This window comes from Sediminibacillus terrae, from assembly GCF_009602435.1.
Taxonomy (GTDB): Bacteria; Bacillota; Bacilli; order Bacillales; family Amphibacillaceae; genus Sediminibacillus; species Sediminibacillus terrae.
On sequence record NZ_VZDQ01000011.1, the window covers coordinates 263,880 to 287,205 of the forward strand.

General features: G+C 44.5%; 26 protein-coding genes, 1 other RNA gene and 1 riboswitch. Of the genes, 12 read left to right on the top strand and 15 right to left on the bottom strand.

Annotated features, from left to right (window positions below):
* Positions 1-6: 6 nt before the first annotated feature.
* The 5 genes from F6X55_RS03870 to F6X55_RS03890 form a co-directional block, all read right to left on the bottom strand.
* The gene (locus tag F6X55_RS03870) at positions 7-1,932 is read right to left on the bottom strand and encodes a heavy metal translocating P-type ATPase (RefSeq protein ID WP_026571966.1); all 1,926 of its coding nucleotides are present in this window, start codon (positions 1,930-1,932) and stop codon (positions 7-9) included.
* 504 nt (positions 1,933-2,436) lie between these two features.
* The gene (locus F6X55_RS03875) at positions 2,437-3,009 is read right to left on the bottom strand and encodes a nucleotidyltransferase family protein (protein WP_026571967.1); all 573 of its coding nucleotides are present in this window, start codon (positions 3,007-3,009) and stop codon (positions 2,437-2,439) included.
* Between the two features lie 182 nt (positions 3,010-3,191).
* Positions 3,192-3,845: a hypothetical protein gene (locus F6X55_RS03880; protein WP_153462043.1), complete on the bottom strand. Its 654-nt coding sequence runs from the start codon at positions 3,843-3,845 to the stop codon at positions 3,192-3,194.
* A 95-nt stretch (positions 3,846-3,940) separates the two neighbouring features.
* A complete protein-coding gene (locus tag F6X55_RS03885; protein ID WP_153462045.1) occupies positions 3,941-4,672 on the bottom strand; it encodes a nucleotidyltransferase domain-containing protein in 732 nt (243 codons plus the stop codon).
* A gap of 21 nt (positions 4,673-4,693) precedes the next feature.
* Entirely contained in the window at positions 4,694-4,909 is a 216-nt protein-coding gene (locus tag F6X55_RS03890) for a hypothetical protein (protein ID WP_153462047.1), read from the bottom strand.
* 280 nt (positions 4,910-5,189) lie between these two features.
* Here F6X55_RS03890 and F6X55_RS03895 point away from each other — a divergent pair, with 280 nt between their 5' ends.
* Complete coding sequence (locus F6X55_RS03895; protein WP_035427598.1) at positions 5,190-6,068, top strand: SDR family oxidoreductase; 879 nt, start codon at positions 5,190-5,192, stop codon at positions 6,066-6,068.
* A gap of 751 nt (positions 6,069-6,819) precedes the next feature.
* On the opposite strand, the gene ssrS is transcribed toward F6X55_RS03895, so the two are convergent.
* From ssrS to F6X55_RS03915, 4 genes are all read right to left on the bottom strand, one after another.
* A non-coding RNA gene (ssrS, locus tag F6X55_RS03900) (6S RNA) lies at positions 6,820-7,006 on the bottom strand.
* 57 nt (positions 7,007-7,063) lie between these two features.
* Positions 7,064-7,258 carry an aspartyl-phosphate phosphatase Spo0E family protein gene (locus F6X55_RS03905; RefSeq protein ID WP_035427506.1) on the bottom strand — a complete coding sequence of 65 codons (195 nt, stop codon included), beginning with the start codon at positions 7,256-7,258 and terminating at the stop codon, positions 7,064-7,066.
* A gap of 238 nt (positions 7,259-7,496) precedes the next feature.
* Positions 7,497-8,567 carry a C45 family autoproteolytic acyltransferase/hydrolase gene (locus F6X55_RS03910; RefSeq protein ID WP_153462049.1) on the bottom strand — a complete coding sequence of 357 codons (1,071 nt, stop codon included), beginning with the start codon at positions 8,565-8,567 and terminating at the stop codon, positions 7,497-7,499.
* A 105-nt stretch (positions 8,568-8,672) separates the two neighbouring features.
* On the bottom strand, positions 8,673-10,016 hold the full coding sequence (locus tag F6X55_RS03915) for a hypothetical protein (protein WP_153462051.1): 1,344 nt from the start codon (positions 10,014-10,016) through the stop codon (positions 8,673-8,675).
* A 165-nt stretch (positions 10,017-10,181) separates the two neighbouring features.
* Between F6X55_RS03915 and F6X55_RS03920 the strand changes: the two genes are divergently transcribed.
* Positions 10,182-10,970, top strand: coding sequence for an HAD family hydrolase (locus F6X55_RS03920; protein WP_026571807.1), 789 nt, complete (start codon positions 10,182-10,184; stop codon positions 10,968-10,970).
* A 90-nt stretch (positions 10,971-11,060) separates the two neighbouring features.
* Here the strand turns inward: F6X55_RS03920 and F6X55_RS03925 are convergent, their stop codons facing one another.
* Positions 11,061-11,258, bottom strand: a complete 198-nt coding sequence (locus F6X55_RS03925) for a YwbE family protein (RefSeq protein ID WP_026571806.1) — start codon at positions 11,256-11,258, stop codon at positions 11,061-11,063.
* Between the two features lie 183 nt (positions 11,259-11,441).
* Positions 11,442-11,549, top strand: a riboswitch (SAM riboswitch).
* Positions 11,550-11,624: 75 nt separating this feature from the next.
* Between F6X55_RS03925 and F6X55_RS03930 the strand changes: the two genes are divergently transcribed.
* The 6 genes from F6X55_RS03930 to F6X55_RS03955 all read left to right on the top strand — a co-directional run bounded on the left by F6X55_RS03930 (position 11,625) and on the right by F6X55_RS03955 (position 16,088).
* Positions 11,625-12,635 (top strand): methionine ABC transporter ATP-binding protein, encoded by a 1,011-nt coding sequence (locus tag F6X55_RS03930; protein WP_026571805.1) that lies wholly within the window; start codon positions 11,625-11,627, stop codon positions 12,633-12,635.
* Entirely contained in the window at positions 12,628-13,290 is a 663-nt protein-coding gene (locus tag F6X55_RS03935; protein WP_026771567.1) for a methionine ABC transporter permease, read from the top strand. Before F6X55_RS03930 ends, F6X55_RS03935 begins: the two co-directional genes overlap by 8 nt.
* 44 nt (positions 13,291-13,334) lie before the next feature.
* The gene (locus tag F6X55_RS03940) at positions 13,335-14,177 is read left to right on the top strand and encodes a MetQ/NlpA family ABC transporter substrate-binding protein (protein ID WP_026571803.1); all 843 of its coding nucleotides are present in this window, start codon (positions 13,335-13,337) and stop codon (positions 14,175-14,177) included.
* A 693-nt stretch (positions 14,178-14,870) separates the two neighbouring features.
* The gene (locus tag F6X55_RS03945) at positions 14,871-15,398 is read left to right on the top strand and encodes a hypothetical protein (protein ID WP_026571802.1); all 528 of its coding nucleotides are present in this window, start codon (positions 14,871-14,873) and stop codon (positions 15,396-15,398) included.
* Between the two features lie 116 nt (positions 15,399-15,514).
* Positions 15,515-15,682: a hypothetical protein gene (locus F6X55_RS03950; protein ID WP_153462053.1), complete on the top strand. Its 168-nt coding sequence runs from the start codon at positions 15,515-15,517 to the stop codon at positions 15,680-15,682.
* Between the two features lie 175 nt (positions 15,683-15,857).
* Positions 15,858-16,088 (top strand): hypothetical protein, encoded by a 231-nt coding sequence (locus F6X55_RS03955; RefSeq protein ID WP_026571801.1) that lies wholly within the window; start codon positions 15,858-15,860, stop codon positions 16,086-16,088.
* Positions 16,089-16,305: 217 nt separating this feature from the next.
* Here F6X55_RS03955 and F6X55_RS03960 read toward each other — a convergent pair whose 3' ends face one another.
* A complete protein-coding gene (locus F6X55_RS03960; RefSeq protein WP_026571800.1) occupies positions 16,306-16,938 on the bottom strand; it encodes an SDR family oxidoreductase in 633 nt (210 codons plus the stop codon).
* Between the two features lie 178 nt (positions 16,939-17,116).
* Positions 17,117-18,004, bottom strand: coding sequence for a 50S ribosomal protein L11 methyltransferase (locus F6X55_RS03965; RefSeq protein ID WP_026571799.1), 888 nt, complete (start codon positions 18,002-18,004; stop codon positions 17,117-17,119).
* Between the two features lie 174 nt (positions 18,005-18,178).
* On the opposite strand from F6X55_RS03965, the gene F6X55_RS03970 reads away from it, so the two are divergent.
* The 4 genes from F6X55_RS03970 (at position 18,179) to F6X55_RS03985 (ending at position 22,224) form a co-directional block, all read left to right on the top strand.
* A complete protein-coding gene (locus tag F6X55_RS03970; RefSeq protein WP_026571798.1) occupies positions 18,179-18,964 on the top strand; it encodes a hypothetical protein in 786 nt (261 codons plus the stop codon).
* A gap of 480 nt (positions 18,965-19,444) precedes the next feature.
* Positions 19,445-19,789, top strand: a complete 345-nt coding sequence (locus F6X55_RS03975) for a DMT family transporter (RefSeq protein ID WP_161993050.1) — start codon at positions 19,445-19,447, stop codon at positions 19,787-19,789.
* Positions 19,789-20,106: a DMT family transporter gene (locus tag F6X55_RS03980; RefSeq protein WP_026571796.1), complete on the top strand. Its 318-nt coding sequence runs from the start codon at positions 19,789-19,791 to the stop codon at positions 20,104-20,106. Before F6X55_RS03975 ends, F6X55_RS03980 begins: the two co-directional genes overlap by 1 nt.
* A 195-nt stretch (positions 20,107-20,301) precedes the next feature.
* Positions 20,302-22,224 carry an ATP-dependent DNA helicase gene (locus F6X55_RS03985; protein WP_026571795.1) on the top strand — a complete coding sequence of 641 codons (1,923 nt, stop codon included), beginning with the start codon at positions 20,302-20,304 and terminating at the stop codon, positions 22,222-22,224.
* Positions 22,225-22,262: 38 nt separating this feature from the next.
* Here F6X55_RS03985 and F6X55_RS03990 read toward each other — a convergent pair whose 3' ends face one another.
* Genes F6X55_RS03990 through F6X55_RS04000 form a run of 3 tightly spaced genes read right to left on the bottom strand, consistent with a single transcriptional unit; the run spans position 22,263 to position 23,284 of the window.
* On the bottom strand, positions 22,263-22,430 hold the full coding sequence (locus F6X55_RS03990) for a hypothetical protein (protein ID WP_153462057.1): 168 nt from the start codon (positions 22,428-22,430) through the stop codon (positions 22,263-22,265).
* Positions 22,431-22,434: 4 nt separating this feature from the next.
* The gene (locus F6X55_RS03995) at positions 22,435-22,743 is read right to left on the bottom strand and encodes a hypothetical protein (RefSeq protein WP_026571794.1); all 309 of its coding nucleotides are present in this window, start codon (positions 22,741-22,743) and stop codon (positions 22,435-22,437) included.
* Positions 22,744-22,777: 34 nt separating this feature from the next.
* Entirely contained in the window at positions 22,778-23,284 is a 507-nt protein-coding gene (locus F6X55_RS04000) for a GNAT family N-acetyltransferase (RefSeq protein WP_035427498.1), read from the bottom strand.
* Positions 23,285-23,326: the final 42 nt, after the last annotated feature.

The following is a 23,326-nucleotide window of genomic DNA, read 5'->3' on the forward strand; positions in this document are numbered from 1 at the left end:
TGCCTGCTAGCGCAAAAGCCGTAACCCATTTAAAATAACCAGGATCGTACTGCCTTCATGGCCGATTACTCCTAGAGGCAAGTCGAGAACCTGTATGAAATTGGTCATGATCAATAACAGAATGACTGTGACAGAAAAGAAAACATTTTGTTTAACGATTCTGTTCATTCGACCGGAAAGCGACACGGCGTCGGCGATCTTGCTTAAATCATTTTTCATCAAGACGATATCTGATGTTTCCAAGGCTACATCTGTACCTGCCCCCATGGCTATCCCCACATCAGCCGTAGCCAGGGCGGGTGCATCATTGATGCCGTCACCGACCATGCCGACCGTTCCATACCGGTCTTTCAATCGGTCGATATACGTTAACTTCTCATCAGGCAGGCATCCTGCCGCATAATCATCGATTCCACATTCCGCTGCTATTGCTGCAGCGGTTTTTTCGTTGTCCCCGGTCAGCATAACGGTCGTAATGCCATTTTTCTGCAAGGTGTTTAGTGCTGCCGCTGTTTCCTTCCTGACCGTATCCTTTAGGGCTATCACCGCAGCAATGCCTCGCTCGTCGGCAGCAAAAACAACCGTCTTTCCCTCCGCTGCCAGACTGTCGGCGATACCTTTCCGGAATCCCGCTGCCTCTTCCCTTCCGACGAAGTCGGCACTGCCGATTTTCCAACTCGTTTCTTCCAATACTGCCTTTATACCATGGCCGCGTTCTTCTGTGACCTGTTCCGGCAGAGAAGTGGCATGCCCTTTTTTTGATTCTGCATACCTTACAATAGATTGAGCCAAAGGATGATTCGAGTTCGCTTCTATCTGCCGGATGTTTTCTAGAATGCTGACATCGTCGTCACGGAAATAGGCATCGGTGACGTGAGGTTTCCCTTCTGTCAGGGTACCTGTCTTGTCGAAAGCTATTGCCTTCAAACGGGACAATTTTTCCAAATGGATGCCGCCTTTAAACAGAATGCCGTGGCGGGCACCATTGGAAATCGATGAAAGCATCGCAGGCATGATGGAAGCGACCAATGCACACGGTGATGCTACTACCAGTAGCACCATCGCACGATAAATTGCTTCCTGCCAGCTCCAACCAATGATAAAAGGAGGAATCGTCATCATTAATAGAACAGCGATCAGGACCGCTTTCACATAAGTACCTTCAAACCGCTCTATAAAAAGCTGGGATGGCGACTTTTCACTTTGAGCGGACTGGACTAGATAGATGATTTTTTGGAATAGCGTCTTATCAACAGGCTTGCTGACTTCCACCGTAATGGTGCCATTCATATTGATTGTACCCGCAAATACGTTGTCGCCTTGCTGTTTTCCGACCGGAAATGCTTCACCAGTTATCGCCGATTCATCCAATGAAGTGTTTCCTCTGCTTATTTTTCCATCAGCCGGTACCCTTTCGCCTGCTTTGATGAGAACAAGATCACCCACTGCCAACTCTGATACTGCTACTGCCATTTCTTTTCCGTTTACAAGCCGTACCGCTGACTGAGGCTGCAAATCCATCAAGCCTGAAAGCTCCTTTTGACTTTTATTCATCGTATAAGTCTCCAGGGCCCCGCTCAAAGCAAAGATGAAAATCAAAATGGCTCCTTCTGTCCAGTAACCAATTGCCGCTGAACCTATTGCAGCAAACACCATCAGCATTTCGACATTCAACTTCCTGTCCTGAATGGTTTCAGTCAAGCCTTCCTTCGCTTTTGCATATCCGCCAATCAGAAATGCCGCAAGATGAAGAAAGATAAACATTGGCTCTGTTATTCTCTCCTCCAACGACCAGGCAATCAACACCAGAAATCCACTGCTGATGGCTGCAACAAGTTCACCATGATTTTTCAAACCATCAACCAATTTGCTGATGGGAGTAGACGCTGTTTTTTCTTTAGCCGTCCCTGCCTGAACAACTTCGGAGCTCATCTCCACCACTCCCTCTCTCTTTACAGGATTTATTATTTTATAATTATTATTATCTAACTAATATTATAAATTAAAACGAGAGGAAATCAAGCTTAAACGCTCATTTCTTTATCTTGTGCTTATCACAACTGCTTGTTCATTACCTAGTTTATTTAGATTAAATAACAAGAGTTCGGGCTCTACTGTTCACAATCCAACTAAAAAAGCTGCCTGCAGCATTTTTGCTGCAGACAGCTCACACGGCAATTTTCAAAGAAAAAATCAACCAACCTTTCTTTTTCTTTATTAATCAATCCTGTTACTTTTTAGGCAAATATGCCATCCTATTAACTGAAGTATATCTCCATTATTCAGCGCAAATGATTCAGTTTAATTGCATCCACAATCAAAGAAATGAATCCCAACTGTCCATCTGTTCCGTTTCCTGGGTATGAATCCATCTTGGATTGTTACGATAAATTCCTGCGCCGATCACAACCATCACTTCTTGATCCCTTCTACTCACTAAGCTCCCCCTTTGTAAATGGTTACGTTACTCCAGTTTTGTTTCCATGCCTTGTTTTCCATCCGTTGGTCAAATACCTTTAGCAGCTCTTTATCGAGAAACTTTGGCGTTGGTTTCACTTCAAGGTTTAATAAATCCTCTATTCCATGCGGAGCGGAAAGGACCATATCTCCAAGCTCGTTGATTTTCACCCCGATTGCTGTTGCAGTTTCCGGAAAGTTGGCCATTGCATCCACCGAAGACGTATAGGGAGGAAGTCCATTGATTAGATGCATCCGCGCCTGATTTTTCACCGACCATGGCAGACCGGGAAGAACGAGTGATAACTGTTGCTCCAATTGCTTCTCGTACGCTTCTTCCGGGTGCTCTGGGTCAAAGAAAATTACATCTATATCGGAAAGCGGTGTTCTCCTATTAAATTGATGCAACGTGTCCCAAATTTTCGCCCGGACAAATCCGGCACACACCCACCAATCCGGCAAATGAAGTGTTGCAGCTGCATGGATGACTTCCATCATCCAGCTATCTTCCTCTATCAAACGGATGATATCGCCTTCTGTCTTCATCACTATTTCCCCTTTCCTTTCAGCATAGCCTCGGTGGTTTCGACAAGAAGATCAGGCCTGTCAAGATGAATGGCGTAACTGGCAGTTCTTTGCATCAATAACCTTTTTCATTTCTTCAATGTTTTCCACCATGCCAAATTGTTTCTTCACCTTACTTGTAAGAAACAGCTGCCACTTAAACGATACTCTTACAGTTCCCTGTATTGATCACCATCCTTTACAATGATGCCAACACCATTCGCTTCTCCGCTTTCAATGTATTCTTTCATCCGGGAAGTGTCTATCTCGGCCTCCAAATCCACCCATCTTTCTTCGTTACCCTGCAATGTTATCGAATAAGGAGCACGATTATTCATCAAGGAAACCATCGGCGGACGGTCAAATGGCGGTTCAGTAAATGTCAGCTGATAGGTTACAGGGTCACTGCTGTAATTGACGAAAAAAAGCTCGCACTTTCCTGACAAGTGCGTCTTATCCAGCATTTCAAATTCGCACTTGCTCCGCTCTTTTTCATAATCCAGTGCATAAATCCCCGTAGCCATTGTTCGTTGAAAAGCATGGATAAAAAACGGCGGAGTGAATATCAGGATAACAATGGTCAGCAAGATGAATCGGATTTCGTACTTTTTTAAAGAATTGCTCAAGAAAAACAAACTGCTTGCGAACAAAACCAATAGCAATATTCCTAAATAATGAATCCCTGTGGAAGACCTGGCCGTTAAACCCAGATTAGAAATTAGCACTTCGCCCAAAGGCATATCGTGAGGGAAAGACAAATTCAGAAAATAGACAATCAAGAACAATATCAGTGACAGGATGAAAAACTTTTTTCGGACAATCAAAACCAGACCTCCCCGACTTGATGTCTGTGCGAGCATAGGGATCAGCACCTGCCATTTTGTATTTCTTACCAAAACGGAATAGCAAACTTCCTTATTTAATATTTTTCTGTTTTCCCTATTGAAAACCCTGCGAACAGCCTCCCGCCATACGGCTCCATGACACGGTCGACCAGCTCGATGACCTTTTCTTTCCTGTTATCACGATAAAAGGTTTCAAAAGCCATAATAAAGCACTCAGTAAAAGCTGGGTCATATTGCCGCAAGGCGCGTACGGTCCATTTAGAAGCACCGACCCATTGTCCATTCACGCGCAAGTAAAATTCACTTGTCAACTGAGCTAACGTGTTGGCAATCAGCAAATCTTCCTCGCGAAGCGTACTACCGATAAAATCGTCCAGTGCATCGGTCAAAAAGTATCTCTTCCGTTCTAAATCTTCCTCCGTCCAAGGATTTGGGCCAGCTGCCAAAAGCTCTGCTGCTTCTTTTTTAATCGAACCTACCAAGCTACAACTGTCTTTCAAAATGATTCCTTCTGTAACCATACGAGGCAAGGATGGCCTGGCACGCTCTATATCCTGTTGGAAAAATGCCTTATAAGTATGAAAATTATGTACAAAAGCCTCGATCGGCCAACCAAACTCCATAAACGATTCTCGAAATGAACCAGAATAGCGGGAATCGAAAATCACGATATCCAAATCGGAAGCTGATGTTGCTTCCCCTCTGACAACACTGCCCGCCAACAATGCTCCCTCGCAATGAGTAAAGTACTTCCCGATAAAATTTTTTGCCGCGGTCACAGCGGGCTGCTTCGTTTTTGCCTCCATGTGAATACCTCTCCTCTTCATTCAATCAACGTCACAAGAAAAAGACCAATTAAAGGCTAGCAAATCCTTTTCCACAATCGGATTTCCACCAATTTCCACACATTGATTGGCCGCATTATTGATTTGTAAGTGATTCATGACGGAAGTAGAAAGCAAAAGTAAGATGCCGAGGGAAAGCGCTAATCCGGCTAAAAGATAAACCATTTTTCTTTCAACAGTTCTAGGTTGTTTTTTCATTAACATCCTCCATTTTCTAGTCGTATGTCTGTCCCGTTGTTTTTGCCGTCCAGGTGGTTATTGGAAATTTCTGATAAGATAAGGCTACCATAATCGGGCTTTTCCGGAAACCTTTCATTTTAGAAAAGCAAGAACATGGACGCTTGATATAGAGGAGACGTATGGTCATAAACGAAACAGAATGACAAATGTTAAGGAAGCGGACAGACTGTTTTTCCTGCAACATAAAAGGGTATAACCAAAAAGAAATCAAATGGAAACCTACAAGGAGGCAATAGATATGGATGAATTAAGTAAACAAACTCCCCTGTCTGACGGCATTCCTACCCAGCAGCAATCCCGCCAGCCAGGATTGGAGTCAGAAATGGATCCGAAGCCGATTTATGAGGTGGAAAGCCATGTTGGCAGCGGAAAACTGAAAGACCGTGTTGCACTGATAACTGGAGGCGACAGCGGAATCGGCAAAGCTGTCGCTATTGGGTATGCAAAAGAAGGGGCCCATGTGGCCATTGCCTATTTAGATGAACATAAAGATGCCGAAGCCACCAAACAACGTATTGAACAAGAAGGGGTTACATGCACGCTCCATCCGGGAGATATTGGGGACGAGAATTTTTGCAACCAACTTGTCGAAGATGTTGTCAATCAGCACGGGAAACTGGATATCGTCGTGAACAATGCCGCCCGGCAGGAAGTGAAACAAAACGTGCGTGATATCACTCCTGCGCAATTGCGCAGGACGTTCGACGTCAACTTTTTCTCTATGTTCTACATCACACAGGCGGCCATACCGCATTTAAACACTGGCAGTGCGATTATTAATACCGCTTCGATCAATGCTTATGTCGGCAACAAACAACTGGTCGATTATACATCCACCAAAGGAGCGATAGTCGCTTTCACTCGTTCGATTGCACAAGAGCTCGCACCACAAGGCATCCGTGTGAACGGAGTAGCACCAGGTCCAATCTGGACACCGCTGATTCCAGCGACTATACCTGAGGACCAAATAAGCGAATTTGGATCCAGTACTCCACTCGGGCGCCCGGGACAGCCAGCAGATCATGTAGGCAGCTATATCCTGCTCGCTTCGGACGAAGGGGCCTATATGACCGGACAATTCGTCCATATCAATGGCGGGATGTACACTTCATCATAATCGGAAGTTGTTATTCACACTAAATATAAACTGCGACATAGTTTGGGCGCGTCTTCCTGAACTTACTTTTGTTGAGTTGGAATTCGACGCTGCGAAAATACCCTGCGCTTTCCGCGGGCGGCTGGTGAGCTTCCTCGAGCTAACGCTCTGCGGGATCTCACCGAGGCCTTTCCTCCCGCAGGAGTCTTCGGGTATTTTCTTCGCTAGGAACAGCTTTCTGTTTAGAAACGCCTCGAAATTTTTATTCATGGTACTCTATGCACCGTATCATCAAAAGACATTGCCAGGGAACAAGCAGAAAGTCCAAGAACAGGATAATAAATGGAACTTCAACTATCTATTTATGAAAAGAAGTACACATTTCCTGACAAAAGCTTTTAAGATGGCTTGTTGGGACTCAAAGAAAAAGTCTCTAGGTTTGCGATAACACCATGCTTCTTAGCGTAGGTAGCATGCGTAGACTCCAGCGGGAACAGCGCGAGCTGAAGATCCACTAGGTAAAGCGGTTTTCTTTACCTAGTTAGCTGAAGCCGTGCCCGCGGAAAGCGAAGTATGCTGCCGAAGCGGTGGTTAGCACGCTTTTTGAATAGGCAACGGAGCTTCCCATTACAGTTATGTCGCAGTTTCTATCAACGATGTCGGTTATCCTGTAGTAAGAAAGTGGAAAGTGAAAAATCCCCTGTCACAAAGACAGGGGATTTCTTTCATTCAAAAAGCCAGCCCTATGAAGGACTGGCTGTTCCATATCATGTTTAGAGCCACATTTGCCGTAACCTCTCGTAATAAAGTTTTAAACCACCACTCCTCAAAGTGGGTGTTCGCAGAACCCTTCCTGTCTTCCTCTATCGTGGAGGCTTGACATTCCACATTCAATTTAAAACTCCCTATTACAGTTTAAAGGTTAAAACTTATTATCATTACGAACAACGTAGCTTGTATTCATATAATACAGCAGCATAGCAGAAATTGCAATAACATTGTTTACCAATTTCCGTTTATTTGCTTCCCTCTTTTTTTAGACGCTCATACTTCTTTTGTTGCAAGATAACAATCAATTGATCCAATTGTTCACTGCATCTCAACACTTCTGCACTCGCAATTCCTTTTACTTGAGCTAAATCGTATAGCTCCTTGCGCTTTTCATCTATTTTCGTTTGCATTTCCCCAATCGTTGCCTCATATTTGCGCATATGTAAAACCATCCTCCGGGAAAGTCTATTATGACATTATCTCAGTTTATTGTGGCAAAAGAATGGAAAATTCACGCATAATGTTACAAATTCCCAACACTTGTCTATCTAAGTGCTTTACTCCGATTCTTTCCGTAAGCGGGACGCCAGCCGTCAGTGAAAAGCGAAGGGGCATTTCGCAGCGCCGCCTGAACCCTGCATTTATAAAACATGGACGGCTTTTGCCGTCCATCCTCTTTTAACGTTTCCCGTTCATCCAGCTTGCGCCTTCTTCCATATGAACGAACGGAATGTCAGTATTTACTTCCCCATGTATCCGCTGTTTAGGATAATCTTCCCCATCCAGCCATTCTTTTACGTCTATTTCTGTCGGCTCCTGATCTCCCCCCAATGCAAACCACGCTTTCATCTCCCGGGGGAAATAGGCAGATGTATGGATAGTACCCGCCCAGTTGCGGTACTGATCGGAAAATACCCCCTTATCCGAGTCATTCATCAGTCTGAAAGCATCATACCCGTTTTTAAAAGCTTGTCTTTCTCCGTCAATGATTCCCTTTCTGCGTTCCGAATCCACCAAATAGTTACGGTTTTCCTGTTTCATGATTTCAAAATGATTCGTGCAAACATTGGATTGACGTACTTCCACCCCTCTGGGAGAAGCCTCTACGATAAATGTTTCTCCACCGGCATCATAGACGATATAACTAAACGAATGGCGATGCGGAATCTCCTTCAACATTGCGACTGCTTCCTTCACATTCTTGCATGATTCGAGTACGAGTCTTCCAATCATGGCACATATAAAACCATCACCGGGTTTTTTACGATGCATGAAATTGTAGCCAAGCACCAGCCCCTTTTCGTTCATCCCATCGGGACGCCCGGTTATCCTCTGTGAAGGTCCGACGATCGCATACCCTCCATCGGTCGGCTGGAACATAACATACCGCCCTTCGTACGTTTTAGGATGATAATCATAATTCCGGACAAGATAATTGTCCCCCGTCACGATCGAGCAGCCCGATTTTTCATATTCAACCCGATAGCCGCCAAACTCCATCAATACCCGTTCCATCGGCCAATCCAAAGCATCACGTAGTGCCTGCAGTTCCTTCCACACACCCGGTGAAAATCGGGTGATTGCTTGTTCTGCCTCTTTTCTATCCACTGTAAAACGCGGTTTCCTTACCTTCCATTGCTTTTCACGGTTTTGGACGGTCAAGGAACCCTTCAGTTCTTTTCCTTGCTTCCGGCCGAACTCATAATGAGTGCCACGGTATTGGATGATGTTACTGTAGATTTGTTTCATCTGCTGCTCCCTCTTTATCTGCTATTTATTCCATAAGGATAACGGAAACTAGCAAAACGAGAAAAGGAAAAAGGATTGATTAACCAATAAGACAATTTACAGATATCAGTCTTCCTCATAAGGACTTCTGTCAAAAATCGTCTGATCCTGTTCAGTGATCCATTCCAGTTCATGCTGGCTGCTTCTCTCTTCTGCTTCCATTTTCGCTTCCATCGACAGATAATCGTCGATATCATAATCTTCTTCGCTTTCAGGCTCATACCTTCTTGGCTTGGAGGGCTTGGTGAATACTTCATAGACCTTCTTCAACTTTTCACCACACGAAGGACAAGCGAACTCATCAAACAAATACTTGGTTTTGTTGAATATGCCGACCTCTACAGGAATATGTCTTCCTTGGATATACGGACTGTATTGTTTTAAACGGTCCTCCATAAGGAAATGCCGGGGCAATGGGTAATAAAACGCGCAGCAGTTCTGGCAATATCGCTCATTAAGCCCTGCAGTATATACGACATCCAAGGTACGGTTAAACAATAAGAAATACTCGGTTTGATTGCTGTTCCTCAGCTTATTTTGCTTTTGCAACTGGTCTTTGGCCAGCACGCCCTCGGTAAAGCTCGAACAAACGCTGTAACGAAGCCGCCCCGACTGATACTTCCCGCCAAATGCCGGAAAAACATAATGGTGGACAGCAATGTAAGGATCTTCCTTATCTGTGTCCAGTGGAACAATCACTTTACGACACAAGTGGTCTTCAGCTTTGTTTTCCGTCCACCATTTCCTGTATTCATGCTCTAGTTTATCTTTCAGGACTGTTTCGTCTCCGTTTTTTTCCACCCATTGAACATGATTGCCACAGAGGAGCAACCCCACATAGGTTTTGCCCTCCTCCGGCCCTGTTCCCCGAAGGTGTTCCTTTAACTCAGGCAGCTGTAAATAATCAGCCGTTATTTCTTTTACATCAGGAAAATCCAGATTGGAAATGTACAAGGTTTGGATTGTTTGTTCAGTACATTCTCTGGCAGATACTATTTTATGTCGATAATCTGAATTGTTTTCATATAGCCAACGTTGCACCTGTTCGCTGTCCAGGCAGTCGAACTGCTGATTGACATCATCCACCCTATGTTGTATTTCTTCCGTACTCGGCGTCTGTATCGTATCTTTCTCGTGTCCTATGTAAAACCGGACAGCTTTCAGGTTGCTGACAATCTTCCCCAGGTTTTCCTGTATCACGGGTACCAGACGACCATTCATCCCCGGGCCTTCCAGCTCAAAATCATCTTTCAGAAAAAGTTCGCCAAATGGTGTTCTGGAAGGAGGAAACACCTCCATTCCAGCAATGATGAGAAAATCATCTTTTATTCCCAGCTGCCCAATGTTTTCTGTGACATTCCCGTTTCGAAAATCAATTACCTTGATGCTTTGCTTCTGTAAATTTTTCATGACTGCTCTCCCGTATTCATTCTCATGCTTTTCACCTATTTTACCATACCGACATCCTTCCAGGTATTGTACGAGCTATAAGGGCAAAGTTTTCAATAAGGGCACAAGATATGATAAGATTCATCCTAGTTAACGAATAATCATTCAAAGCAAAAGGAGAATCACATGAACGACTACAAGGTTTTGTTTTTAGACATTGATGGCACAATTCTGCGTCCTGATCATACCATCCAAGACTCCACCAGACAGGCAGTGCTCGAGGTCAAAGAAAAAGGCGTGGAAGTTTTCCTGGCAACTGGCCGTCCACTCCATGAAATCGCTGATATCGCCACGGAGCTCGACATCCATTCCTTTATCGGTTATAACGGCGCTTTTGCCATCTACCGGGATGAGGTAATTGTCGATGAACCGCTGAAAGCAGATACGGTTCGAAAATTCACTGAAACGGCCAGCCGCCATGGACATGAAATGGTGCTTTATACTAGTGAAAGAAATTACTACACCTCGATGGAAGCAGAGGTCGTAAAACGATTCATCGATGTTTTCGAATTAAAGAAAAACGCACTGTTCGGACCGGAAGTGATCGATGATATTTTGGGTGTCACCCTAATGAAACTTTCGAAAACAGATCCCTCTCTTTACAAAGTTGAAGATGACATTGATTTTTCTCAAGTGAACGTAAGCGGACTTGACCACTGCTATGATGTTATCAGAGACAGTGTCAATAAAGGAAAAGCCGTGGCCAAGTTACTCGATAGACTGCAAATCCCGAAAGAAAGCGCGATTGCTTTTGGCGATGGCATGAATGACAAGCAGTTAATGCAGGCAGTCGGCGAAGGGTTTGCCATGGGAAATGCCCACCCTGACCTTTTCCAATATGCCAAGCATCGGACAACGACTGTAGAAGATTCCGGCATTTATAAAGGCCTGCAAAGCTTGGGACTGATAAAATAAGGAAATTGAAGGTGTGGTAAGCTTTTCCCCAAAAAGGGAGCGGTCCGTCTGTTCACGACGATCCGCTCCCTTGTTTTATGTCACGCATGTTCAATCTTTATGGACGGACTTGACCCTTCCAACCTGTCCATCTTCCAAACGGACTTTGATCCCGTGCGGATGCTCGCTTGAATTGGTTAGAATATCCCGCACAACCCCTTTGGTCAAATTTCCGGACCGCTGGTCTTTCTTCAGCACAATATCTACTGAGTCTCCCGGGTTAATAGCACTTCGTTTTCTTCCATCCATCAAAGTCACTCCTTCCAGTATTGCTGTTAGCATCTTACCATTAAAAGCCTGTCGTTTCCATGAAAACCTTATCATTTTCATTCTCTGAATTTTTTTGATTTTTACCAATTAAAATACATTGACAAACATTTATCAGCCAATTATGATAGAATCTATCTTACTTACAAATTACATATCTAATAAATCTTATCCAGAGTGACCGAGGGAACAGGCCTGTCGACGTCACAGCAACCTTCCTTGCGGAGTGGTGCTACCTCCTGCAGAATGGTGATTCATTCTGAAAGATAAGGATTGAATAGTATTTCTTCCCTCTTTCTGAATGAAAGAGGTTTTTTTATTTTTGTACGATGTTTGGGGGGGAACAGGATGATTACAATTGAAAATGTAAGTAAGATGTTCAAAACAAAAGCTGGTTTAGTGACCGGCGTTGATGAAGTTTCCCTGGACATCAGAAAAGGGGAAATTTACGGCATCGTCGGTTACAGCGGAGCCGGAAAAAGCACATTGCTCCGCTGCATGAATATTTTGGAGCGTCCGACTACCGGCAAAGTATGGATCGACAATGTTGATCTGTTGAGCTTATCCAGCAAGGAACTTCGGGAAGCGAGACAATCGATCGGGATGATTTTTCAGGGATTTTACCTGGTTTCATCAAAAACAGTCTTCGAAAATGTCGCTTTTGCCTTAAAAGCTGCCGGAGTCCCAAAATCCAAACGGAAAAATCGCGTCTTGGAATTGCTTGAATTAGTCGGTTTGCGCGAGAAAGCGAACGACTATCCGGCCCAATTGAGCGGCGGCCAAAAACAGCGGGTAAGCATCGCCCGGGCACTCGCGAACAACCCGAAGGTCCTGCTTTGTGATGAAGCCACTTCCGCCCTCGATCCAGGTACGACGAAATCGATATTGAAACTATTGAAAAAAATCAATCAGCAGTTTGGAATTACGATTGTCATCATTACCCATGAAATGGAAGTTGTCAAAGAAATCTGCAACCGTTGTGCGGTCATGCAGGAGGGACGCGTGATCGAAGAAGGATCTACATATGAAATTTTCGCCAATCCGACCGAGCCGCTCACCAAAGCGTTCATTCAAACTGTCCTTAGCTTTGAGCTGCCGGCCAAATTATTGGAAAACTGCACCGGAACCTTGATGCGCCTCCAATTCCGTGGTGACATCGCCGGTGAAGCCGTTGTTTCCGATATGCTGCAGACTTTCTCGGTAAGCGGGAATATCCTGCACGGAAAAGTCGAATACATCGGCGAAACACCACTCGGCATTTTCATTATGGAAATGACCGGTGAACGATCCGAAGTAGACAAAGCGGTTGCTTACTTAAAAGAGCGTGTCAATCAGCTGGAGGTGATTCAGCATGCTTGATCGGATTATCGAACTTTTGCCGGAGTTGAATACAGCTTTTTTGGAAACGATGCTGATGGTGGGGATAAGTCTGCTGGTGGCCGTTCTTATTGGCTTGCCGATGGGGATTTTGCTATACGTCACCGACAAAGGACTTTTTCTGGAAAACAAATTTGTAAAACTGGTTGTCGGAATCATTGTTAATTTAATCCGCTCGATCCCATTTATTATTTTACTTGTTTTCCTGATTCCATTTACGAAGCTGCTGACCAATACAACTATCGGGCCACTGGCTGCATCCGTTTCCTTATCGGTGGCCGCCATTCCGTTCTATGCCCGTATTGTCGAATCGGCCGCCAGAGAAATCGATAAAGGTGTTATCGAAGCTGCTGTTGCAGTCGGAGCTTCCCCATGGATGATTATCAAAGATATCATTTTCCCGGAAGCAAAGCCCGGTTTGATCAGTGGCTTGACCATCACAGCCATCAGCCTTATCGGTTACTCGGCGATGGCGGGAACCGTCGGCGGCGGAGGTATCGGCGACTTGGCTATCCGGTATGGCTATTACCGCTATGACGATACCGTCATGTTCACTACCGTTATCGTATTGATCGTATTGGTCCAATTTGTGCAGTATCTCGGTGACTTCATCGCAAAGGCGGTCAACAAGCGCTGAGAAAATATAAAAAGTTTATCAACGAAGAATGAGGGGGAACAAAAATGAAAAAATTATTAACCTTGCTGACGATTTTATTGCTAACAGTGTTGGCTGCATGCGGCTCAGATGAAGATGACACCGCCAGTAATGGAGAAGGAAGCGACAGCGGCAAAAAAGAGATAACCTTCGGAGCAACTACCGGGCCATACAGCGACATGGTAAACAAAGCCATCGCTCCACTCCTTGAAGAAAAAGGCTACACAGTGGAAAACAAGGAATTCACCGACTATATTCAGCCGAATAATTCTCTGGCAAACGGCGATTTGGACGCCAACCTGTTCCAGCATAAAATTTACATGGAAGCTTTTGCAGAAGAAAATAACATGGATTTATCCGAAGTGATCATTGTACCGACAGCACCGATGGGTCTCTACTCCAACACTTTCGATAGTATAGATGCTATCGAAGACGGCAGTACCATTGTCATCGCCAATGATCCAACAAACTTGGCGAGAACTCTGGTCATGCTTCAGGATGAAGGATTGATTACGATCAGCGAAGACGTCGATCCTTTACGTGCTTCCGTAGATGACATCGCCGAAAATCCTAAGAACCTGAAATTTCAGGAAATCGAAGCCGGTCAGCTTCCACGAGCCGTGGAAAGTGAAGACTTGGCAGCCGTACCTGGGAACTACGCTCTGGCAGCCGATATGGATTTGCTGGATGCCCTGGCGCTAGAAGATATGCCGGACGATTACCGAAACCGGGTAGTGGTGAACACTGAAGATCTAGACAAACAATATGTCAAAGATATAAAAGAAGTAATCGAGTCAGATGAATTTGAACAGATTATCGATGAAGAATTCCAAGGCTTCGGAAAACCGGAGTGGATGAAAGAAGATTAAAAGAAAAGCATCGTGACCAACCAATAACCGAACGATATTCGAACTGCCAAGCACTCGGATTCGTTCGGTTATTTTTATTTTCCTATAAGGGGGAGCCCCTTAGATAGATTTCCTGTTATGCGGCTGTTTGATGGCCGCTTCGCATTGTAGCGGGTACTGCTCCTTTCTTTACTGGCAGTATCTTACGCCGAAATGGAAGGTTGGCAGTTTTCATCGGATTCTGAATACTTTTTCATCCATATGTAAAAGGGCAATGGCACACTGCCGTTGCCCTTTCCCTCTACCGTTCAGCATCTTTCCTGGATGGAGGAGTGAGAAGCTGGCTTATATTGTCCGTTTTAGATACCAAGGGCAGCCAAAACAGCAATTAATAGAATAATTGGTGTAAATACTACAAACCAGAAGAACAACAATAGGATTGCAGCTACGATAGCCATGCCATATCACCTCTATTCTATTAAAAAGTTTTTCGGTGAGGCCTCACATTAACAACCTATGAAATTTTAAAAGCTTGGTATAGACGAAAAAGCCATTCCCGCGCGGAATTACGTAAAAATAGTCAAGTGAACCGTCCAGTCAGGGGGACTAACATCTATTTTCAAAAAAGGCTGTTTCTACTAGACATTCACACGGACGAAACCATTCCCGCTACGTAATTATGTATAGAAAGTATAATTGAAGGATGGTGAAATAATGGCAAAAAGCACTCTTTTTTTCGAAAAAACTTCCGCTGGTTACAGACAAATCACAGATCCGGAAAAACAACGTGCAATGTTGAAAGAAGAAACCGATAACAGCGAGGCATCAGAAGCGGTATTGGTCGACTCCGGATTTTTTCTGGACCGGTTGAAAGCGGAATGGCAGGCAAAACGACTCAACACCGATTCATTGGAAAAACTGCAGGGCTTCTATCAGGCGCTCAATACACCTCAAGTAAGAAACGGACTGCGTCAGGCCTTTCAATATGTGCGAACTCACTTTCCGAAAAACTTTTTGAATGGAGTGGTAGGACAAATGGCAAACAAAGACCTGGGTGAACTGCTGAAAAGCTTCACTTCTAGTGGAGACAGCAGTAAAATGATGGAAAAAGTGCTAAATGATCCGGAGCTTTCCAAACAGGCTTTCGGAGCGATGAAAGACATGCTGAATGACGAGGAAAAGTTCAAGTCGATGACCAAGATGTTAAGTGATATGATGGATGACGAAAGCAAGGAAAACTAGTTTTCACCCCTCTTATCTGCTGGCAATTATAAAAAATGGTTGTATATTCTAGTAGAAACATACTAGCAAACCAGCATTCCCTCCATAAGCTATATTATGAAAGGGGGGAATCAATCATGTTACCAGAAGTAAGCAATCACCGCGCAAAGCTGAAAGAATTGCATGAATCGATACAGGCGAAGAAGCAACGCCTTACCAGCTCAGCGGCCAGCAGAAAAACTAGCTTGAACAGCCTACGCGAACGTGCGGCAGGAGTCGTTCAGGCAGTGAAAAAACAACAGTAGGTATCGGGATTCACAGGCGTTCTCCAATTTTAGTCTCCTTTCTATTATATAAAGGCGAAAAGGCTAGCTCGGGATACTTTCCTTTTCGTCTTTTTTTGCTTTATTCGCTAGATTTCCCCTAACAGGAAAATTGGCGTATAATGGCAGGGTACTATACCCGAAAGGATCGAATACCATGTCAGAAAGAAAACAGTCCGGAAAACTGGCCGGACTTCATACCTTAGTCGCACTTTTACTTCTATTTTTAGCATCTGTTTTTCAATCGGTATCACCGTTCACTTATCTAGCCATATTTTTCTTTTACCTGGGGCTTGTGAATTTGGTAAGCCACTCCAAAACGCTGGTGCCCGTGATCGGAAGTTTGATCATCGGAATTTTTGTATACTTGATTGGTGTATGGATATAGAACTACATTGTATGGTTCCATCGACAATTCTATTTTCAAATATATTGCAGAGACAGAGGCTGAGGTTTTTCGCATGAAAGTTATGTTGAAAAGAATAATCGCTCAACATGGGAAGTGCTTCTTTTCTCCGTGATTCGATCACTCTTATCGACTCTTACCAAGAAATGGGAGTGTCTTCTTCTAAAAAAGCGTCCCTATAGAAAGGAACGCTTTTTGCTTACAGTTTTTTTAATGCCTCTGGAATTTCGTCTTCTCCTTCTATTAAATCAAAGGACTTATGATACGTGTTTTTTTGTTCGAGAGAAGTGACAATCACGTCTGCCACATCGCCCCGACTGATGGAGCCTCTTTCGACGTCTTCAGCAGCCTGCACTTTCCCGGTCGGCTCTTCGTGTGTCAATCCGCCCGGACGGACAATGGTATAAGTTAAACCACTGTTGCGCAAGTGCTCATCCGCCTCCCCTTTCATTTGCAAATAATAGCCGAACGGCCCTTCAGCTACATCGGGCTGGTCAGCGAAAATCGAACTCAACATAACAAAACGGTCGACACCTTGTTTTTTCGCCGTATCGATTAAGTTGATTGCTCCGTCACGATCGACATCTTTGGTCTTTTCCGGTCCTGTTTTCGAACCGGAACCCGCTGCAAAGATGACAGCGTCCATCCCTGTTACAAGATCGGATAAATCTTTTTCCAAATCTCCGGTTACAACATGAGCGCCTATATTTTTAAGACGGGGAGCCTGTTGTTCATCGCGTACCATCCCGTACGCTTCATGTCCACGTTCCACCAAGTATTGCAAAATCAGGCGTCCGGTATGTCCATTGGCACCTGCAACTAATACTTTCATGAGATCAACTCTCCTTTTTATCGGTTTTGGCACGTCATTCAAATTCTTACCCCTCCATAAAAAGAAGGCATACGTTCCATACTCAACTATTTTTCCCCAAATACACAATCGGTAAAACCGACAAGGGTTTTCCGGCATTCATGTAAGCAGATTAAACACGAATAATGGTCGGCGACTATCAGGCTGTTTTCTCAAAAAGAATCGTCACCCATTCATTGGCCTGCCGTTTTTCCTTAATGGAAAATCCCTTCTTCTGAAAATCGGCGACGACACTATCTGCATTCCATTCGACAATGCCGGAAATGAGAAATTCACTGCTTTTTTCAGGCAAAAGATGTCTATCCATTATTTTTATTGTTTCCTCTGCCCCAATATTGATGATGATCAGATTGTAATGTTCTTTTATTCGATAGTCACCTGTTAGCAGATCTCCCTTTACCACCTGCAACGGCTGCTGCAAATCATTCAGCTCGGCATTCAAGCGAATTTCTCTTTCCACCGGTTCATAATCGACAGCGGTCAGTGAACCAGCACCTTTCAACCCAGCCGCAACAGACAATACGCCGGAACCAGTTCCCAAATCCAGTATCGTCCGACCGGATAAATCCTTTGACAACAGGATGCGCAAACAGTCCTGTGTTGTCTCATGAAGGCCGGTCCCGAATGCAGCCTGCGGTTCAAATTTCAGTACTTGCTTGTCTGGATACTTAGCCTCGTTACCCGAATAACAGAGGATCCAGCCATTTCCCAAATCTATATCTGCGAAGGCAGTATCCCACTGCTGCTCGTCCACTTCCCGATGAAGGATGGCTTCTTTCGGCACCTCCAATGCCTGCTCTATCCGCTTGAAATAAGCTTCCGGAAGACCGGGAACACTGTCCTCTTCTGCATACACTTTCAACTCGGCATACTTTTGTTCGATTTCGCGATAATCATAACCATTGTCGACCTGAAAAATTTCAATCGGAGGCTCATAATATAGATTGTAAACACCGAACGCATTTAATTTTTCAATTGCCTGATCGAGACTGTCTGTCGCAATCCGTACTACAAATTCATGTAACATAGTCAAATTCCTTTCCTTTCCAACTTCTATTTAAGTATACGGACTTCTTTCCCGGCTTTTCAACCACCCTGACTTCCTTGAACTTCACAAAAATTTTTCTATAAAAAAGGAAGGAAAACTGATACACTATAATACGGCAATTCTATCAGAAAAATTGATTTTAGGAGTGTTATTTTGCGAAATGCAATCATATATATCCCCATGTTTCTGACAGCGGTCATGGCTGGCTGTCAACCGAGTTCCACCGCCGAAACCCACTCGGAGGATGATCAAATAGAAAGTCAGCTGGAACTCTCTGTAGATGCTGCGAAGCCGGAACAACGCAGTGAAAAGGAAGAAGAAAAGTTGACAAAAGAATTGAATGACTTATACAAAATGGAGGAATTCGGATGGGGCAATTCCGGGCTCCCTAGCATGGAATTCGGACTGGGATCTATCCATTTTCAAAAATTAAACCGTTCAAGTAATGATAGGGAAGCGGATGGGCTGACAACCTTTTTCATGGATATCCGTGAAAAAAATGAAAATACTGTGCTGGGTGATATCGTCAAAGCTCCTGAAGACCGTCCGGAATGGAAAGGAAAAGCTGCCAGTCTGGAAAAAATCGACGAGACCACTGCAGTGCTGACCATTGACGGTGCAGCTTCCTATACGTTTACTGCTTTCGATAACCAAGAGCTGGGTATGTTGTATGGGGACTGGAAAGAAACAGAGTCGGGTGAAACAATCACTTTTACAAAAGGGCTAACTAGCAACCTTCATATTACCACCAATAATCAAGAGCAAGTCCTGGCCGTGAACGATCGTTCTGAGAACACATTCTCCGGTGTACTGCTGTACCGACCAGAGGAAAACGGGAAAACAACCATCTCCACTGAAGTAGGTTTAGAAATTATCGATCAAACCCATATAGTGGTACATAGCCAGGAAGGTGACTATGAGTTGGAAAAAGAGCAGTAAGGCTGGACAAATGCATAGTGACTAAGATAAAAACCGCGCGAATTCGTTTAGCATTCAGAATTCGCGCGGTTTTATTTTGGCCGCCATGCACTACCTTTTCTATCTTGGATGCTGGTTATGATCCTTTGATCTTTTTGAGCAACAACCATTCCTTGTAAGGCAAGCTAGGCACTGTTGTCGTGCATCCGGACTGCTTCGCTCACACTATGTATTGACTCCCCTTTTTCTCTCTTATCTGATAACAATGTAACATAACCTTTTCTTCCTCCCTAATCTATTGTGAATATTTCTGACAAGCTTTTGGATTGGCCTCTTCCTCCTAAAATCAAATCTTTCTGCTAAAAAAGATTACAAATTAGTTAAAATGATGCCAGACTAGTTTTATTTCCTTTTTTGCGAGGTATCGTAATGCAAATTTATTTGAAGCAATCGTACTTCCACTGCCCTGGGACCAGTTCAACATTCAAGGAGGACAACATCATGAAATTTTACAGCTTGCTGAGTACCTCGATCATTTTGGAAACGACCGGTGCCTCGTTCATGAAGTTGGCAGACAACAGCTGGATGGCAGCGGTCATCGTCGCTGTATGCTATGCCATCTCATTCACTTTGTACATCACGATTGCTTATCATTCAGAAATAAGCGTGGTCAACGCGATTTGGTCCGGTGTGGGAACTGCCTTGATCGTCAGCGTCGGAATCTTAGCTTTCGGAGAATCCAATTCTTCTGTGAAGATGGCAGGCACACTGCTTATCATCGCCGGCGTTATTGGATTGAACGTCAGTACAAGACAAAAAGCTCCTACAGCCGGGGAGGGAGCATGATGGCGTATGTTTATTTAATAAGCAGCCTGGTTCTGGCCTTTTTATCGAATTTATCGGTCAAGCTGGCCAGAGGTTATACAAGACCTGTTCCTACTGTTTCGGCCTTTTTGTGCTACGCCCTCTGTCTGACCTGTCTAACGCTGGCTGTCCAACACTTCGAAGTCGGCTTCGTTTATGCGGTCTGGTCTGGAGTCACGGTGGTCTCTACAGCGGTAATCGGCATTTTGTTTTTCCAAGAAACATACAATCGGCTGAAAATCATATCGATATTCATGATCATAGCCGGTGTTGTCCTCCTTCATTTGGAGACAGGCTGAACACACGAGGAATGAATCCGCATCTGGATTGGTGCGGATTTTATTTGGTTATAGTTCTCTACATAAGTTATGTCACAAATGTTTCAATGAATTCCTGGAAAAATTCGCCCTTCCGGTTTTTTTCTCCCGGTATGACATCATATTTTATGGTAATATTGAAGTTTAGCGACTGATCATGTATTTGAGGAGAATGTTATGTCTAAAACAAGTTCACTTCCATTTACCGTTGACAAGACGGAAAATTTTTATGATCGCCTCGGCGACTATGTAGGCGACGTTTTTTACGATATGTTACCGGAACAAGGGTACGAATTGAGAGATGAACAAATTTACATGGCTTTTCAATTGGAACAAGCCTTTAAAAACAAGCGGACCATATTTGCAGAAGCAGGCGTCGGTACGGGAAAAACGTTTGTTTACCTGCTTTATGCCATTTGTTATGCACGCCACCAACGTAAACCTGCTATCATTTCCTGTGCGGATGAAACGTTGATCGAACAACTGGTCAAAAAGGGCGGCGATATCGAAAAGCTGGAGGAAGCTCTCGGTCTCAGCGTCGATGTACGTCTGGCCAAATCCAGGGAGCAATACGTCTGTGTGCGAAAACTGGACGCCCTGGCAAATCGGACCGATGATGAAAGCGTATTGGCTGTCCACGATCAAATACCGGACTTCGTTTTTGACCAGGGGGCATCCATGCAGGCATTCGAGCGCTATGGCGACCGAAAAGAATATCCGTGGGTCTCCAACCAAACATGGGAGAAAATCGCCTGGGATCCTTTACAGCAATGCTCTACTTGTGAGTGGCGACACCGGAGCGGCCAGACACTGAACAGGGAATATTATCGCCATGCCACTGACTTGATTATTTGTTCCCACGACTTCTACATGGAGCATGTCTGGACAAAAGAATCGAGGAAACGGGAAGGCCAAATGCCATTGCTGCCAGAAGCCAGTTGTGTAGTGTTTGATGAGGGACATCTGTTGGAGTTTGCTGCACAAAAAGGCTTGACGTACCGTTTCCATGCCGACACGTTGACCAAGGTGTTGACAGGTTACATGAGTCAGGATGTACGGGAAGAAACCCTTTATTTGATCGAAGATATTCTTGCCCTTCATGAGGATTGGTTTGACCTTTTATCCGAAAAGTCGACGATAGTGGAAGGATCCTCCCGTAAAGAGGTCACGCTTTCGGACAACCTAATGCAAATGGCGCGCACTTTGAATGAAAAAGTACAACAGGTTCTGGAACAGCTGGTGTTCGATTCTGAACTGTTTACCATCGATCCCTACCACATCCGCATCATTGAAGAATATTTGGAGTTTTTCTCTTATGGGTTATCGATTTTGTTAAAAGACGATGAAGGAATATATTGGCTGGAAGAAACCGGAACAGATACGACGCTGGTTATCATGCCGCGTTTAGTGGAAGATGTACTGAAAAAAGAAGTCTTTTCACAAAGCATTCCGTTCATCTTCTCGTCGGCCACCTTATCGCAAGGAGGAGATTTCTCCCACTTGGCAGACAGTTTGGGGATTGCGTCCTATGACTCTTTTTCTGTCTCCTCCCCATTTGATTATGAGAGACAAATGGGTATTTTCGGACACGTCGACAAGGAAGACAAGTGGAGCAGAATCAGGAAACAACTACACGAAAATGAAGGGCGTTCTCTGCTTCTCTTCTCTTCCAAACAAGAGATGGATTTGTTCCGTTCCTGGGCGGACAAGCAAGACTGGACCTTCAGCATGCTTTATGAAGGAGATCGGGAAATCAGTGAAACAGTCCGTAAGTTTCAATTGGATCCGTCTTCGGTGCTGTGTTCCTATCACTTATGGGAAGGGTTGGATGTCCCGGGGGATGCTTTGACGCAGGTAATCATCGTTTCTCTTCCTTTCCCGCCGCATGATCCTGTCTTTCAGGCCAAACGAAAGCATGCTGTCAATCCGATTGAATCGGTTGATGAGCCTTATATGCTTCTCCGGCTTCGGCAAGGGATCGGCAGGTTGATCAGGTCGAGTGACGATAGTGGCACCATCCACATTTGGTTAAAACCAGAAGAAGCCACTAGCTACCAACCAGCTATCGAAAAGGTCCTCCCGGTCGAAATACAATGGTAAAACAAAAACCAAGCTCTAAATTGGAGAGCTTGGTTTTTTTAATCCTGGGAATCATTCTTGCGATATTCCTTCACTGTGCCAACTACCCAAATGAAGCCGCAAACGAGACACAAGATGCCCATCGCCGTATTTCCATCACGAAAAAACATCCAGGTTCCAATCGCGCCAGGGAGAATGACGGCAAAATCTTTCCATTTCCACGTCAAAAAATCAACCCCTCTCATTTTGCAAAACATGCCGGGCCCGGGCTGCATATCTTTTTTTCACCAAAAAGTCATACTGGGTTAAGGTTTCTCCCGTCTTGATCGGTTGAGCCGTCCCGATTGGTACATGGTTTTTCTGGTGGGACGTTATCTTGAAGTGGATTCCATTTTGCTCAAGCCGGGAAGCGATCCTGCTGTATTCTTCTAAGGAGAACGCAGAATGAACTACTTTGAAGCCGATTGCCTTTCTGAATTTCATGGCAATGCTTGCTGCGATAATCAGAAACAGCACTACTGCGGTCAAGGTACCCTCCATTAAAATCCACCTCTCTCTGCAATCTTGCCTTTGGTTAGAAGAAGCGCACGAAGCGGAGTGATTGGTAACGCTCTTCCTGGGAACTTCCATAGTCCGCCTGTCGGGAATGGAATTGAAAACTTCGAGCCTCGTAAAATGGTATCGCCTTTTGGTTACCTTCCGCTACGGACACCCATTGCTTGATTGCACCCAATTGTTTTTGCTGTTCCGTAACTGCCTCTAACAACATGGTTCCAATCCCTTCATTACGCCGTTCCGGATCTAGGTAAAGTACATATATCTCGGCTTCCTTTTCTTCCGTCATTCCCCCGCCCGCTGCTCCGATTACGTTCCCCTCTTCCATCGCTACAAACCAGCCTCCCCAGGATCTGCTGGTTTGTTCGATTTCCTTGAGAATACGCGGCTCGTTATAAAATTCTTCAATGACTCTTTCTATATATGTCGTACTCCGAATGTTCCTGTATGTGGCCCAATTGGCTACCGTACACACACGGGCAATACCCGCAGCATGTTCCGGCTGGGCTTTTTTTATGGTAATCAAATTGCTTCTCCTCTTTTCTTTCAATAACTGATAAGATTTTTT

What these genes read in the sequence shown, in the direction of transcription:
- F6X55_RS03930 (WP_026571805.1), top strand. Translation starts at nt 11,625, where the DNA reads ATGATTACAATTGAAAATGTAAGTAAGATGTTCAAAACAAAAGCTGGT.
- F6X55_RS03895 (WP_035427598.1), top strand. Translation starts at nt 5,190, where the DNA reads ATGGATGAATTAAGTAAACAAACTCCCCTGTCTGACGGCATTCCTACC.
- F6X55_RS03885 (WP_153462045.1), bottom strand. Translation starts at nt 4,672, where the DNA reads ATGGAGGCAAAAACGAAGCAGCCCGCTGTGACCGCGGCAAAAAATTTT.
- F6X55_RS03980 (WP_026571796.1), top strand. Translation starts at nt 19,789, where the DNA reads ATGGCGTATGTTTATTTAATAAGCAGCCTGGTTCTGGCCTTTTTATCG.
- F6X55_RS03905 (WP_035427506.1), bottom strand. Translation starts at nt 7,258, where the DNA reads ATGCGCAAATATGAGGCAACGATTGGGGAAATGCAAACGAAAATAGAT.
- F6X55_RS03975 (WP_161993050.1), top strand. Translation starts at nt 19,445, where the DNA reads ATGAAATTTTACAGCTTGCTGAGTACCTCGATCATTTTGGAAACGACC.
- F6X55_RS03940 (WP_026571803.1), top strand. Translation starts at nt 13,335, where the DNA reads ATGAAAAAATTATTAACCTTGCTGACGATTTTATTGCTAACAGTGTTG.
- F6X55_RS03890 (WP_153462047.1), bottom strand. Translation starts at nt 4,909, where the DNA reads ATGAAAAAACAACCTAGAACTGTTGAAAGAAAAATGGTTTATCTTTTA.
- F6X55_RS03910 (WP_153462049.1), bottom strand. Translation starts at nt 8,567, where the DNA reads ATGAAACAAATCTACAGTAACATCATCCAATACCGTGGCACTCATTAT.
- F6X55_RS03955 (WP_026571801.1), top strand. Translation starts at nt 15,858, where the DNA reads ATGTCAGAAAGAAAACAGTCCGGAAAACTGGCCGGACTTCATACCTTA.
- F6X55_RS03985 (WP_026571795.1), top strand. Translation starts at nt 20,302, where the DNA reads ATGTCTAAAACAAGTTCACTTCCATTTACCGTTGACAAGACGGAAAAT.
- F6X55_RS03935 (WP_026771567.1), top strand. Translation starts at nt 12,628, where the DNA reads ATGCTTGATCGGATTATCGAACTTTTGCCGGAGTTGAATACAGCTTTT.
- F6X55_RS03965 (WP_026571799.1), bottom strand. Translation starts at nt 18,004, where the DNA reads ATGTTACATGAATTTGTAGTACGGATTGCGACAGACAGTCTCGATCAG.
- F6X55_RS03920 (WP_026571807.1), top strand. Translation starts at nt 10,182, where the DNA reads ATGAACGACTACAAGGTTTTGTTTTTAGACATTGATGGCACAATTCTG.
- F6X55_RS03995 (WP_026571794.1), bottom strand. Translation starts at nt 22,743, where the DNA reads ATGGAGGGTACCTTGACCGCAGTAGTGCTGTTTCTGATTATCGCAGCA.
- F6X55_RS03915 (WP_153462051.1), bottom strand. Translation starts at nt 10,016, where the DNA reads ATGAAAAATTTACAGAAGCAAAGCATCAAGGTAATTGATTTTCGAAAC.
- F6X55_RS03925 (WP_026571806.1), bottom strand. Translation starts at nt 11,258, where the DNA reads ATGGATGGAAGAAAACGAAGTGCTATTAACCCGGGAGACTCAGTAGAT.
- F6X55_RS03950 (WP_153462053.1), top strand. Translation starts at nt 15,515, where the DNA reads ATGTTACCAGAAGTAAGCAATCACCGCGCAAAGCTGAAAGAATTGCAT.
- F6X55_RS03870 (WP_026571966.1), bottom strand. Translation starts at nt 1,932, where the DNA reads ATGAGCTCCGAAGTTGTTCAGGCAGGGACGGCTAAAGAAAAAACAGCG.
- F6X55_RS03945 (WP_026571802.1), top strand. Translation starts at nt 14,871, where the DNA reads ATGGCAAAAAGCACTCTTTTTTTCGAAAAAACTTCCGCTGGTTACAGA.
- F6X55_RS03960 (WP_026571800.1), bottom strand. Translation starts at nt 16,938, where the DNA reads ATGAAAGTATTAGTTGCAGGTGCCAATGGACATACCGGACGCCTGATT.